Below are 13,280 nucleotides of genomic sequence, written 5' to 3'. Positions count from 1 at the left end.
CTACGTGTCGCACTCCAGCACCGTCCGGCACAACCCGCACCGCGCCCGTACCCGACCCCGCACCGGCACCCTGATCCGCTGGTGGCAGGTGGGGCACGGGAACGTCACCCGCAGTGGCCCGCGCGCGTCCGGGGCGAAGGCGTACGGCGTGCCCGTGAGCGGCACCGGGACGTGGTCCTGGGCGTGACGGCGGTCGCGGGCGTAGCGGCGGCGGCCCGCCCAGCCGGCCGCCGTCAACGGCGGCTGCTGCTCGTCCTGCCGGGCCCGCCGCATGCCCTTCACATACGCCGTGTACGCCTGCGGACTGGTGAACCACACCGAGGGATCCTCACCGAACACCAGCGACCGCTTCGCCAGCACGTACCCGAACTCCTCAGGCGTCAGATACCCCAGCTTCTGCGAGGACGCCGCGTCCTCCCGAAAGGCGTCCAGGAGCAGCCAGCCCGCGCCCAGATACGTCGTCGCCGTGTCCGTGAGGATCTCGTTCTCACGCGTCCCCGGAAACGACAGGTCCAGGCGGTGCAGATAGACGTGCATGATCTCGTGGGCCAGCGCCGCCCCGATGTCCCGCCGATGCGTGCGGAACCGGTCGTTCAACTCCACGAAGTACTCCGGCCCCGCCGCGAGTTCGATGTTCGCCGCGTGCCTCATCTCCCGGAAACTTACGACCATCCGCGCGTCCGGAAGCCGGTAGTGGCGCACCAGCTCACGCGCCACCCGCTGCGCCCCCATGTACAGGTCGTCCGTGTCGCAGAACGCCACATCGGCCGGGACCACACTGCTCGCGAACGTCTGGACCGTGTCGTACGACAGACGCCTGTACAGCGCGGTGATCGCGGCCCGCACCGTCTCCAGATGTGGGTAGCCGTGCTCGACCGGTCCGCCGTTCGCCACGCCCGTACCCCCAAGACGCCCAGAACCCGAATCCACTCTACGGGGACACCGCCGATCCACGGGGGATCCCCACCCATCCACGGGGGACACCCGGCGATCCACGGGGGACACCCGGCGATCCACGGGCAATCCCCACCGCCCGCGCCGGATCTCGCCGGTCGGACCGGGCTGAGAGCCACCCAGCACGACGACTAGGGTGAACATCCATGACCACCAGCTACACCGGTAACGGCGGCAACGGCGACGTCGACCCCGCCGTCCGCGAGGAGCTCGCCCGGCTGCGCGCCAGCATCGACAACATCGACGCCGCCGTCGTTCACATGCTCGCCGAGCGCTTCAAGGCCACCCAGCAGGTCGGCCACCTCAAGGCCCGCCACCAGCTGCCGCCCGCCGACCCCGACCGCGAGGCCCGCCAGATCGCCCGGCTGCGCGCCCTCGCCGAGAGCGCCAAGCTCGACCCGGCGTTCGCTGAGAAGTTCCTCAACTTCATCATCGCCGAGGTGATCCGCCACCACGAGAGCATCGCCGAGGACACCGTCAACGGCACCGCACCCGCACCCCACTGACCTCGCCCGACACCACCGCGGACAGGACACGGCGGCGCACCGGCGGCGGCATGCGCCGCGCACCGCTCGTCAACCGACGGGCACTGCGCGTCAACAACCGGACGTAAACTGGTTGTCCCACCGCGGGAGGGACGTCGGGCCATGCCGTCTGATGCCAAGATCCTCATCGTCGACGATCACCAGGACACCCTGTACGCACTGGAGAACGCCCTGGCCCCGCTCGGCTACCGACTCGGCCGCGCCACCAGCGGCGACGAGGCCCTCAAGCAGGTACTGCGCGGCCCGGTCGGACTCCTCCTGCTGGACGTGCGCATGCCCGGCGTCAGCGGCCTGGACGTCGTCCGCTACATGCGGCGCCTGGAACAGACCCAGCACATACCCGTCGTCCTGCTCACCGGCTTCGGCCCCGACCAGGAACTCAGCGCCACCGCCTTCGGCCTCGGCGTCGCCGACCTCGTCATGAAACCCGTCGACCCCTGGGCCCTGCGCACCAAGGTGCGCTACCTCTACGACGCACACCAACGCCACGTCGCCCTCGAACAAGAGGTCCGCGAACTCCGCGCCCTCCTCAAGGACCCCGCCAAAGCCCCCGGAAAGGACACCACCGACCCCGCCCGTCGCACACCCCGCCGCCCCCTGCCCCGCCCCGACACCCGCGTGCCCGGTCGGCGCGACATCGAACAGGCGGCTCCGGCGCGAGACGGGACATAGGGCGCGTACCGATCCGCCTCTGTGCCATGGCCCCGCCATCAGGCAGCATGTCCACCATGTCCGTACTGACGCGCGACGAAGCGCAAGCCCGAGCACAGCTCATCGACGTCCACCGCTACACGATCGAGCTCGACCTGACCACCGGCGACGAGACCTTCGAGTCCCAGACCGTCATCCGGTTCACCACACGGTCGGACGGGTCCACCTTCGTCGAGGTCAAGCCCGCCGAGCTGCGCTCCGTCACCCTCGACGGACAGCCCCTCGACCCGGACACCCTGGACGAGAACCGGCTGCCACTGAACAACCTCACCGCCGGCGAGCACGAACTGCGCGTCCAGGCACGCATGCGCTACTCCCGCACCGGCGAGGGCATGCACCGCTTCACCGACCCCACCGACGGCGAGACCTACGTCTACACCCAGCTCTTCATGGATGACGTCCAGCGCGTCTTCGCCGCCTTCGACCAGCCCGACCTCAAGGCCGTCTTCGAACTCACCGTCACCGCCCCCGAAGCCTGGACCGTCCTCGCCAACGGCATCACCGAACACCACGGGCAGGGCCGCTGGCAGGCCGCCCCCACCCCCCTCATCTCCACCTACCTCGTCGCCGTCGCCGCCGGCCCCTGGCACTCCGTACGCACCGAACACCGCGGCCTGCCCTTCGCCATTCACTGCCGCCGCTCCCTCGCCCCCCACCTCGACGCCGACGCCGACGAGATCCTCGACGTCACTCGCGCCTGCTTCGACCGCTACCACGAGAAGTTCGAGGAGCCCTACCCCTTCGACTCCTACGACCAGGCGTTCGTCCCCGAATTCAACGCCGGCGCCATGGAGAACCCCGGACTCGTCACCTTCCGCGACGAGTTCGTCTACCGCTCCGCCGTCACCGACACCGAACGCCAGACCCGCGCCATGGTCATCGCCCACGAGATGGCCCACATGTGGTTCGGCGACCTCGTCACCCTCAAGTGGTGGGACGACATCTGGCTCAACGAGTCCTTCGCCGAGTACATGGGCTACCAGACCTGCACCGAGGCCACCCGCTTCACCGACACCTGGACCGACTTCGGCGTCGTCCGCAAGGCCTGGGGCTACGACGCCGACCAGCGCCCCTCCACCCACCCCGTCGCCCCCGAGAACGTCGACGACACCGCCTCCGCCCTGCTCAACTTCGACGGCATCTCCTACGCCAAGGGCGCCTCGGCCCTCCGCCAACTCGTCACCTGGCTCGGCGAGAAGGACTTCCTGGCCGGCATCAACACCCACTTCGCCCGCCACAAGTTCGCCAACGCCACCCTCGCCGACTTCATCGACTCCCTCGCCAGCGGCACCGAACGCGACGTCCACAACTGGGCCGACGCCTGGCTGCGCACCACCGGCGTCGACACCCTCACCCCCGTCGTCACCGGCGACAACGGTGAGCGCACCCTCACCGTCGCCCACACCGGCAGCCGCCCCCACCGCATCGCCGTCGGCCTCTACGACCAGGACCTCACCGACGAGGGCCGCCTCACCCTGCGCGACCGCCTCGACCTCGACATCCCGCAGAGCGAGCCCCACCCCATCGGCAAGCGCCCCGCACTGCTCCTCCTCAACGACGGCGACCTCACCTACGCCAAGATCCGCTTCGACCCCGAGTCCTTCCAGGCCCTGCGCACCGGCCTGTCCGGCCTCCCCGACCCCCTCACCCGCGCCGTCGTCTGGAACGCCCTGCGCGACGCCGTACGCGACGGCGAACTCCCCCCGACCGCCTACCTGGAGACCGCCCGCGCCCACCTCCCACGCGAGACCGACCTCGCGCTCGTGCAGGGCGTCCTCGCCTTCGCCCACACCCAGATCGCCGACCGCTACCTCACCCCTGAGGAACGGCCCACCGCCCTCAGCACCCTCGCCTCCCTCTGCCGCGACCTCATCCGCCGCACCGAGGACGGCGACCACCCCGGCCTGCGCCTCATCGCCGTACGCCACTTCATCGACGTCGCCGCCCACCCCGACACCATCGCCGCCTGGCTCGCCGACGGCACCGTCCCCGGCGGCCCCGAACTCGACCCCGACCTGCGCTGGCGCGTCCTCGGCCGCCTCGCCGTCCTCGGCGCCACCGACGAGGACGACATCGCCGCCGAACTCGAACGCGACCCCAGCGCCACCGGCCAGGAGGGCGCCGCCCGCTGCCGCGCCGCCCTGCCCGACCCGCAGACCAAGGCCAAGGCCTGGGAGGCGATGTTCACCGGCGACGACCTCTCCAACTACCTGTTCACCGCCACCGCCCAGGGCTTCTGGCAGCCCGAACAGGCCGACCTCGTACGGGAGTACGTGCCCCGCTTCTACGAGGACGCCGTCGCCCTCGCCGCCCGCCGCGGCCCCGCCATCGCCGAGGCCGCCGGCCGCTGGGCCTTCCCCGCCCACGCCGTCGACGCCGAAACCCTCCACCACGGCGAGGCCTGCCTGCGCGACGCCGACCCCATCCCCGCCCTGCGCCGCAAACTCGCCGACCAACTCGACGACCTCGCACGGGCCTTGCGCGTCCGAGAGGTCTAGGACGTGTTGCGAACGTCCCGCCTGCCCTGCGACGCCCGGCACGCGCGCTCGCCGCGTCGCCGGGATCACCCACGTACGCCACCCAGTACGCGGGCGACCCCCCGCCTCGCGATCGCACGCACCGGACGCCGCAGGGCCCGCCCTTCGAGCGGCCAACGGGACTCTCGCAACACGCCCTAGGACCACCGACGTAGGGCACGGCTGGTCCTTGCCGACGATGCGGGGGACTGATCGACCTTCCTAGGCTCGACAGGGCCAAGGACGATCAGTCCCCGACCCATCGGAGGAAACCCCGTGATCGCAGTGACCGGCGCCACCGGAAACGTCGGACGCGCCCTCGTCGAACGGCTCACCGCCACCGGCCGGCCCGTCCGCGCGCTGACCCGCGACCCCCGGCGCGCCGACCTGCCCGAGACCGCCGAGGTCGTTCCGCTCCACCACGACGACCCCACCGCCCCGTTCAAAGGCGTGACCAAGCTCTTCCTCTACATCCAGGCCGCCGACCTGCTCGACGCGGCCCAAGCCGCCGGCGTACGCCACGTCGTACTCCTGTCCTCCGGGATCATCCAGGAGGGAGCCGACGAGACTCACCCCATCCACGTCATGCACGCCACAGTCGAACAGCGACTGCGCGACAGCGGCCTGCAGTGGACCTTCCTGCGCCCCAACGCCTTCTCCACCAACGCCCTCCAGTGGGCGCCGCAGACACGCGCCGGGAACACCGTCCGCGGCGTCTTCGCGGACGGACTCTCCGCGCCCATCCACGAGGACGACATCGCCGCCGTCGCCGAACGCGCCCTCCTCGACGACGGCCACACCGGCGCCGTCCACCGCCTCACCGGCCCCCGGGCCACCACCAACGCCGAGCAGATCGACGCGATCGGCCACGCCCTCGGCCGCGACCTGCGCTTCGTCGAGGTACCGCCGCACGAAGCCGGCCCGGAACTCTTCCCACACGTGCCGCCCGCCATGCTGCAGGCCCTCCTGGCATCCTTCGCGGCCACCGTCGGCGTACCCCCGGAGATCACCACCACCGTCGAGGACATCACCGGCACCCCCGCCCGCACCTTCGCCACCTGGGCCACCGACCACGCGGACGACTTCAGGGCCGCCTGACTTCCGGCCCGACATTTCGGCCCGACGCTCCGGCCCGACTCCCGGCCTGAGCGGACATACCCTCTTTCGGGTTCTGATCGTTGGGCTTTTCGGGCGCGTCGTCGCATCCGGGTACAAGCTGGAAGCCCCCTGCGGACACCCCACCGCGGGGCGAGCCCCACTCGCCCCGCGCCCCGGAGAAGCCCCATGCGCACGCCGCCCCTCGCCTCAGGCCCCGAAGGCCCCAGCGCACTGCGGCCCTTGCTCGACACCGTCCTCGACGCCCTCCACAGCGGCGCCCGCGCCCGCGGCGGACCACTCCCCGCAGGCGGCCCCGACGCCGTCGCCGCACGCCTGAGGGCCGCCGTCGGCGACGTACTGCCGCACACCGGCGACCCCGACGCCCTGCACACCCTCGTCCACGCCCTCGCCGAAGGCGCCGCCGACCCCGCCGACCCCTTCTGCGCCGCCCACCTCCACTGCCCACCCCTCGCCGTCGCCACCGCCGCCGACCTCGCCGCCTCCGCCCTCAACCCCTCCCTCGACTCCTGGGACCAGGCCCCAGCAGCCTCGGAGCTGGAAGCACTGGTCACGAGAACACTCGCCGCGGAAATCTACCCTCACGCGAAAGCGAGCGACGCACTCGTCACCACCGGCGGCAGCGAATCCAACCAACTCGCCCTCCTCCTCGCCCGCGAAACACACGGCCCCCACATCCAACTCGTCTGCGGAGCCAACGCCCACCACTCCCTGCCCCGCGCCGCCTGGCTCCTCGGCCTGCCCGACCCCGTCATCGTGCCCACCCCCACCGGCACCCTCGACCCCACCGCCCTCCACGACGCCCTCACCCACATCCACGGCCCCGTCATCGCGGCCGCCACCGCCGGCACCACCGACGCCGGACTCATCGACCCCCTCCCCGACATCGCCGCCCGCTGCACCACCCACCACGCCCGCCTCCACATCGACGCCGCCTACGGCGGAGGCCTCCTCTTCAGCGACCGCCACCGCCCCAAACTCACCGGACTCGACACCGCCCACACCGTCGCCCTCGACCTGCACAAAATCGGCTGGCAACCCGTCGCCGCCGGCCTCCTCGCCGTCCGCGACCCCCACGACCTCACCGCCCTGCACCACCACACCGACTACCTCAACGCCACCGACGACACCGACGCCGGCCTCCCCGACCTCCTCGACCGCTCCACCCGCACCAGCCGCCGCCCCGACATCCTCAAAATCGCCGCCACCCTCAAAACCCTCGGCCGCACCGGCCTCGGCACCCTCGTCGACCACATCTGCGCACAGGCCCACACCCTCGCCGACCTGGTCGCCGCCCACCCCGCCTTCGAACTCCACGACCGGCCCACCCTCAGCACCGTCCTCTTCCGCCCCACGGCCGCCGCCGACACCGCCGTCGCCGCCACCCGCCGCACCCTCCTCGCCGACGGCCGGGCCGTCCTCGGCCGCGCCCACCGCGACGACCGCCTCTGGTTCAAAGCAACCCTCCTCAACCCCCACACCCGGCCCGACGACCTGGCCGCCCTCCTCACCCTGGTGGAAGGACACACCCCCACATGAGCACACCACACCCCCCACACTCCGACCCCGACACCCCCCGCGACCTCGTCGGCATCGGCATCGGCCCCTTCAACCTCTCCCTCGCCGCCCTCGCCCACCCCCTCACCGAACTCGACACCGTCTTCTACGAACAACGCCCCGACTGCGACTGGCACCCCGGCCTGCTCATCGACGGCACCACCCTCCAAGTCCCCTACCTCGCCGACCTCGTCACCCTCGCCGACCCCACCAGCCCCTGGACCTTCCTCAACCACCTCAAAACCCGCGACCGGCTCTTCCCCTTCTACATCGCCGAACGCTTCCACATCCAACGCGCCGAATACGACACCTACTGCCGCTGGGTCGCCGCCCACCTCCCCGGACTCCACTTCCGCCACCAGGTCGACGCCGCCCGCTGGAACCCCGAACGCGACGTCTTCGAAGTCGACCACACCCAACTCGACGCCGACGGACAAGCCGAAGCCCTCGGCCGCACCTACACCCGCAACATCGTCCTCGGCATCGGCACCGAACCCCACATCCCCGACCCGCTACGCCCCCTCGTCGACACCCCCGGCGCCCCCGTCGTCCACGCCAACGACTACCTCACCCACCGCGACACCCTCCTCGCCGCCGGCCACATCACCGTCGTCGGCTCCGGACAATCCGGCGCCGAAATCTTCCTCGACCTCCTGCGTCACCGCACCCCGGGCCACGAAAACCTCCACTGGATCGGCCGCACCGAAGCCTTCGCCCCCATGGAGAACTCCAAACTCGGCCTCGAACACTTCACCCCCGACTACACCCGCTACTTCCACACCCTCACCGAACCCGTCCGCGACCGCCTCACCTCCTCCCAGTGGCAACTCCACAAAGGCATCGGCGCCGACACCATCGCCGCCATCCACGACGAGCTCTACCGCCGCACCCTGAACGGCGGCTGGCCCGCCGCAGTCCTCACCCCCGGCGTCCGCGTCCGCACCGCAGGACGCATCGCCACCACCAAAATCGAACTCCACCTCGAACACACCCAGCAGAACACCCGCACCCGCCTCACCACCGACGCCGTCGTCCTCGCCACCGGCCACCGCCGACGCCCCCTCGACCGCATCCTCGCCGGACTCGACCCCTACATCCGACGCGACAACAGCGAACGCCCCCACGTCGACGAACACTTCCGCCTCGTCCTCGACCCCACCGTCACCGGCACCGTCTACGTCCAGAACGCCGAACTCCACACCCACGGCGTCGGCACACCCGACCTCGGCCTCGCCGCCTGGCGCAGCGCCACCATCCTCAACGACCTCACCGGCAAGGAGACCTACCCCCTCCCCACCCGAACCGCCTTCACCACCTTCGGACTCCACCCCCACAACCAGGTCCCCCGAACCCGACAACCACACACACCCACCCCACTCGTCGACGGACACTAGGTGTATCGACCCGCAGCGTTGTTCACCCCGCTGCTGGGTGGCTGGACGCCGAGTGCGGTGCTCACCGCCCTCGGCCTGGTCCTCAACGCCGTGGCCTCCCGATCACAGGGACCGGAAACACCGATGAGAACCAGCCACGCCACGCGCTCGCCAGGCGCTACCAAGCACCCAAGCGGTGAGGCCCCCGCCACGCTCGCGCCCCGCCCCGCCCGTGAAGGCGAGGCGAGGCGCAGAAGCCGGAACCCTAGAACACCGGCGTACCGTTCCGCGTCAGCTTCCAGTCCACCGACGCGAACTGAGCCGGGTCGATCGACCCCTTCGCCTTCACCCAGGCGATCATCGTGTTACGGATCTCGTCCGAGTTCGACCACAGCAACTTCGCCGCCGCCACATGCGGGAAGTTACCGCCGCCGTTCGCCCGGTAGTTGTTCACCGCGAACACGAACTGCTTGTCGTCCGCCAGCGGCGCCCCCTCGAACCGCACGTCCGTCACCCGCGACCCGGCCGGCTTCGCGATGTCGATCTCATACGTCAGACCGCTCACCACGTCGTAGTTGTAGTCCGGCGTACCGTTCGCGTTCGTCAGCAACGCCGGGTCGATCACCGCGTCCGGCGCCGTCTGCACGAAGTAGTTCGCCGAGAACTCCAGATACGCCTTCATCTGCGCACCCGTCATCAGACGCGCCTCCAGCGTGTTCTCGAAGAGATACAGACCCGCCACATCCCGGATCGTCACCTGCCCCGCCGGAATCACCGCGCTCCGCGAGAACGCCGCCGCCTGCGACAACACCGGCAGCCCCGCGTACTCCGTGGCCGACAGAGCCTGCCTCACCGTGTCGGCCTGGATGTGGTTGATCAGATCGATGATCGGGACATCCTTGTACGGAGCCTCCACCGAGGTCATCTCGGCCGCGTTCGTCCCGATGACCTGGTTGACGTACGCCACGACCTTCGTGTGCTCGTCACCGAGCAGCTTCGTGATCTTCGAGTCCTCCTCAACGGTGTTCGAGTTGAGGACCTTCGCCGCCACCTTCTCGACCGCCCAGCGACCCTTCTCCCACACCAGCTCGAAGTCGAACAGCGTCAGCCGCTGCCCCCACTTCAGCGGCTCCGACAACACGACCTGCTTACCCGTCTCCTTGTTGGCGACGAAGTACTCCGGAATCTCCGTGTGCGCGTGCCCGACCAGAATCGCGTCGATCCCCGGCACCTGCTCGGCGACGAGCCCCGCCGCGTTCTCGATGTACGGCAACTGGTCACCGTACGACGACGTGCCGGACGACCCACTGTGCGCCGACACGATCACCACGTCCGCACCCATCGAACGCAGCTTCGGCACCCACTTCGCCGCCTGCTCCTCCAGACCCGGGAACGTCATCTTCCCCTGCACGTTCGCCTTGTCCCAGATCGCGATACCCGGATTCGTCAGACCCAGCACCGCCACCTTCACATCCCGCCCGAACGGCGTGCACAGCCGGTGCATGCTGTACGGCGCGAACGCCGGCCGCAGCGTCTTCGCGTCCAGCGCGTTGGCGCCGAGCAGCGGGAAACGGCACTGCTCCTCGAACTTGCGCAGCACCGGAATGCCGTAGTTGAACTCGTGGTTGCCCAGCGCCGCCGCGTCATAGCCGATCGCGTTCATCGCCTGCGCCATCGGGTGCACCGGACCGCCCTTGGCGGTGATCGGGTCGACCTTCGCGTAGTAGTACGACAGCTGCGTGCCCTGAATCGTGTCGCCCGCGTCGATGAGGAGGGTGTTGCGGCGACCCTTCTCCTTGCGGATCTGGTTCACCAGGGTCGAGATCTTCGCCAGACCGACGTCGTTGTGCGCCTTGTCGTCGAACTCCTTGTCCGTGAAGTAGTCCCAGTTGAAGACGTTGCCGTGCAGGTCCGTCGTCCCCATCACGGTGAACGCGTACCGCTTCGCGGGCTTCTTCGTCTGCGTGGCCTGCGCGGCCTGCGCCGCCGGAGCGGCCGCCGCCCCCGCGACCGCCACCCCCGCCCCCGTGGCGGCCGACTTCTTCAGGAACTTCCGGCGGTTCAAGGGCATGTCTGGTTCTCCTAGGGGAAAGTCAACAACGCGCGTAGATTCTGACCCGTTCATGACGGACGGCAACAGGTCCCAGAGGTTTCGAATTGGTGACCTAATCGACCAACCGCAAGCCCGTAACCAGCAAAGACGTGACAGAGTGGGGCGTATGACCTCGCCCGACGAACCCACCCACGTCCCCTACGGCACCCCCGACGCACCCCGCATCGCCGTCCGCGGCGAGGCCCACCTCGAAGTCGACCCCGAAATCGCCCGCATCGGCATCACCGTCGCCGCCCGCGGCCGCGACCGCCGCTCCGCCCTCGACGACCTCACCCGCCGCAACACCACCGTCCTCGACCTCGTCAAGTCCTACGGCAACGCCGTCGAACGCCTCGAGACCGGCGCCTTCTCCATCACACCCGAACTCGCCAAACGCGGCCGCGGCGAACACGTCCGCACCTACCACGGCAGCGTCCACATCACCGCCGAACTCACCGACTTCACCGCCCTCGGCGAACTCACCACCCGCCTCGCCGACCTCGAACTCACCCGCGTCACCGGCCCCTGGTGGCACCTGCGCCCCACCTCACCCGCCCACCGCAAAGCCCGCCAACAAGCCGTACGCGAAGCGGTCCAGCGCGCCCGTGAATACGCGGAGGCACTCGGTACGTCCCTGGCCGCCCTGGTTGAACTCGCCGACATCGGAGCCGAGGCTCCCAGGCCGGCCTACCCTGCGGCCCCCGGCGGACGCATGCGCTCGATGTCCGCAGCGGCCTCCGAGGAAACCGCCGCCGCACCCCTGGACCTCGAACCCCAGCGCCAACGCGTCCAGGCGGCGATCAACGCGCGCTTCACGATGGCGCCCCCGACATTGTGATGCTCATAGGAGCACCCCGCCGCACAATTCAACACTTGTCAAAGACCCTTTCCCCAAAGGTTGTTGAGTGGTCATGTGCGGCCAATTCCCTACCCATGAGTAAGTCATAAGCTCGAAACATGCGCCGAGCGAAGATCGTCTGCACTCTGGGCCCCGCCACCGACTCGTACGACCAGATCAAAGCCCTGGTCGACGCGGGAATGGACATCGCCCGATTCAACCTCAGTCACGGCACCTACGCCGAGCACGAGGAACGCTACCGGCGCGTACGAAAGGCCTCCGACGAAACCGGCCGCAGCGTCGGAATCCTCGCCGACCTTCAAGGACCGAAGATCCGACTCGGCCGCTTCACCGAAGGCCCCGTACTTCTCGAACGCGACGACGTCTTCACCATCACGGTCGAGGAGGGCGTGCAGGGTGACGGCCACATCTGCGGAACCACCTACTCCGGGCTGGCCGGCGACGTGACGACGGGCGAACGCATCCTCGTGGACGACGGCAAGGTCGGCCTGGAGGTTACGTCGGTCGACGGCCCCCGCGTCCACACACGGGTCGTCGAGGGCGGCTTCATCTCCGACCACAAGGGCCTGAACCTGCCCGGCGTGGCCGTGGGCGTCCCCGCCCTCTCCGAGAAGGACAAGGAGGACCTCCGCTGGGCCCTCCACATGGGCTTCGACATCATCGCCCTGTCCTTCGTCCGCAGCGGCAAGGACATCGAAGACGTCCACCGGATCATGGACGCGGAGGGGCGTCGCCTCCCCGTCATCGCCAAGGTGGAGAAGCCCCAGGCCGTCGACAACATCGACGACATCGTTGCCTGCTTCGACGGCATCATGGTCGCGAGGGGCGACCTGGGCGTCGAAATGCCGCTGGAGCAGGTCCCGATCGTCCAGAAGCGCGCGATCAAACTGGCGAAACGGAACGCGAAGCCGGTGATTGTCGCTACGCAGATGCTCGACTCGATGATCGACAACGCGCGCCCGACGAGGGCGGAGGCCAGCGATGTCGCCAACGCGGTCATCGACGGCACGGACGCGGTGATGCTGTCCGGCGAGACGAGCGTCGGCAAGCACGCGGTGGAAACGGTCCTCACGATGGCCAAGATCGTCGAAGCGGCCGAGGAGGACATCCTGGCCAAGGGCCTCCCGCCCCTGACCGACCACAACAAACCCCGCACCCACGGCGGCGCGGTCGCCCGAGCGGCAGCGGAGATCGGCGACTTCCTCGGCGCGAAGTTCCTGGTCGCCTTCACTCAGTCGGGCGACACGGCGCGCAGGTTGTCCCGCTACCGCTCGCCGATCCCGTTGCTCGCCTTCACCCCGGAGCCGGCGACGCGTTCGCAGTTGAACCTGACGTGGGGCGTGGAGACGTTCCTGACGCCGGAGGCCGACTCGACGGACGCGATGGTCGACCAGGTGGACGAGTTGCTGTTGCGGTACGGGCGGTGTCAGCGGGGCGACGTGGTGGTGATTACGGCGGGCTCGCCTCCTGGGGTGTCGGGGACGACCAACTTGGTGCGGGTGCATCACATCGGGGAGGACGACAAGTAGGGGAGAGTGTCAGTGTTTGGGGCCTACG

At 69.6% G+C, this 13,280-nt stretch carries 10 protein-coding genes; 8 read left to right on the top strand and 2 right to left on the bottom strand.

The window, feature by feature from the left end; all coding sequences use genetic code 11:
- Positions 1-894, bottom strand: coding sequence for a hypothetical protein (locus tag AC067M_RS00705; protein ID WP_478694781.1), 894 nt, complete (start codon positions 892-894; stop codon positions 1-3).
- Positions 895-1,100: 206 nt separating this feature from the next.
- On the opposite strand from AC067M_RS00705, the gene AC067M_RS00700 reads away from it, so the two are divergent.
- The 6 genes from AC067M_RS00700 to AC067M_RS00675 all read left to right on the top strand — a co-directional run bounded on the left by AC067M_RS00700 (position 1,101) and on the right by AC067M_RS00675 (position 8,793).
- On the top strand, positions 1,101-1,460 hold the full coding sequence (locus tag AC067M_RS00700) for a chorismate mutase (protein ID WP_133930636.1): 360 nt from the start codon (positions 1,101-1,103) through the stop codon (positions 1,458-1,460).
- Between the two features lie 141 nt (positions 1,461-1,601).
- A complete protein-coding gene (locus AC067M_RS00695) occupies positions 1,602-2,171 on the top strand; it encodes a response regulator (RefSeq protein WP_478694780.1) in 570 nt (189 codons plus the stop codon).
- 56 nt (positions 2,172-2,227) lie between these two features.
- Positions 2,228-4,708, top strand: coding sequence for an aminopeptidase N (gene pepN, locus AC067M_RS00690; protein WP_478694779.1), 2,481 nt, complete (start codon positions 2,228-2,230; stop codon positions 4,706-4,708).
- 294 nt (positions 4,709-5,002) lie between these two features.
- Complete coding sequence (locus tag AC067M_RS00685) at positions 5,003-5,824, top strand: NmrA family NAD(P)-binding protein (protein ID WP_478694778.1); 822 nt, start codon at positions 5,003-5,005, stop codon at positions 5,822-5,824.
- 186 nt (positions 5,825-6,010) lie between these two features.
- Positions 6,011-7,381 (top strand): pyridoxal phosphate-dependent decarboxylase family protein, encoded by a 1,371-nt coding sequence (locus AC067M_RS00680; RefSeq protein ID WP_478694777.1) that lies wholly within the window; start codon positions 6,011-6,013, stop codon positions 7,379-7,381.
- Positions 7,378-8,793 carry a lysine N(6)-hydroxylase/L-ornithine N(5)-oxygenase family protein gene (locus AC067M_RS00675; protein WP_478694776.1) on the top strand — a complete coding sequence of 472 codons (1,416 nt, stop codon included), beginning with the start codon at positions 7,378-7,380 and terminating at the stop codon, positions 8,791-8,793. The genes AC067M_RS00680 and AC067M_RS00675 overlap by 4 nt, the downstream gene beginning before the upstream one ends.
- Positions 8,794-9,037: 244 nt before the next feature.
- Here the strand turns inward: AC067M_RS00675 and AC067M_RS00670 are convergent, their stop codons facing one another.
- Positions 9,038-10,843, bottom strand: coding sequence for a bifunctional metallophosphatase/5'-nucleotidase (locus AC067M_RS00670; RefSeq protein WP_478694775.1), 1,806 nt, complete (start codon positions 10,841-10,843; stop codon positions 9,038-9,040).
- A gap of 148 nt (positions 10,844-10,991) precedes the next feature.
- Here AC067M_RS00670 and AC067M_RS00665 point away from each other — a divergent pair, with 148 nt between their 5' ends.
- A complete protein-coding gene (locus AC067M_RS00665; protein ID WP_478694774.1) occupies positions 10,992-11,702 on the top strand; it encodes an SIMPL domain-containing protein in 711 nt (236 codons plus the stop codon).
- Positions 11,703-11,821: 119 nt separating this feature from the next.
- A complete protein-coding gene (gene pyk / locus AC067M_RS00660) occupies positions 11,822-13,252 on the top strand; it encodes a pyruvate kinase (protein WP_478694773.1) in 1,431 nt (476 codons plus the stop codon).
- The last annotated feature ends 28 nt before the right edge of the window (positions 13,253-13,280 follow it).

Source organism: Streptomyces sp. NPDC043427 (genome assembly GCF_056436655.1).
The sequence above is the reverse complement of the archived record's forward strand: the minus strand, read 5'-3'. Positions and strand labels throughout refer to the sequence as shown.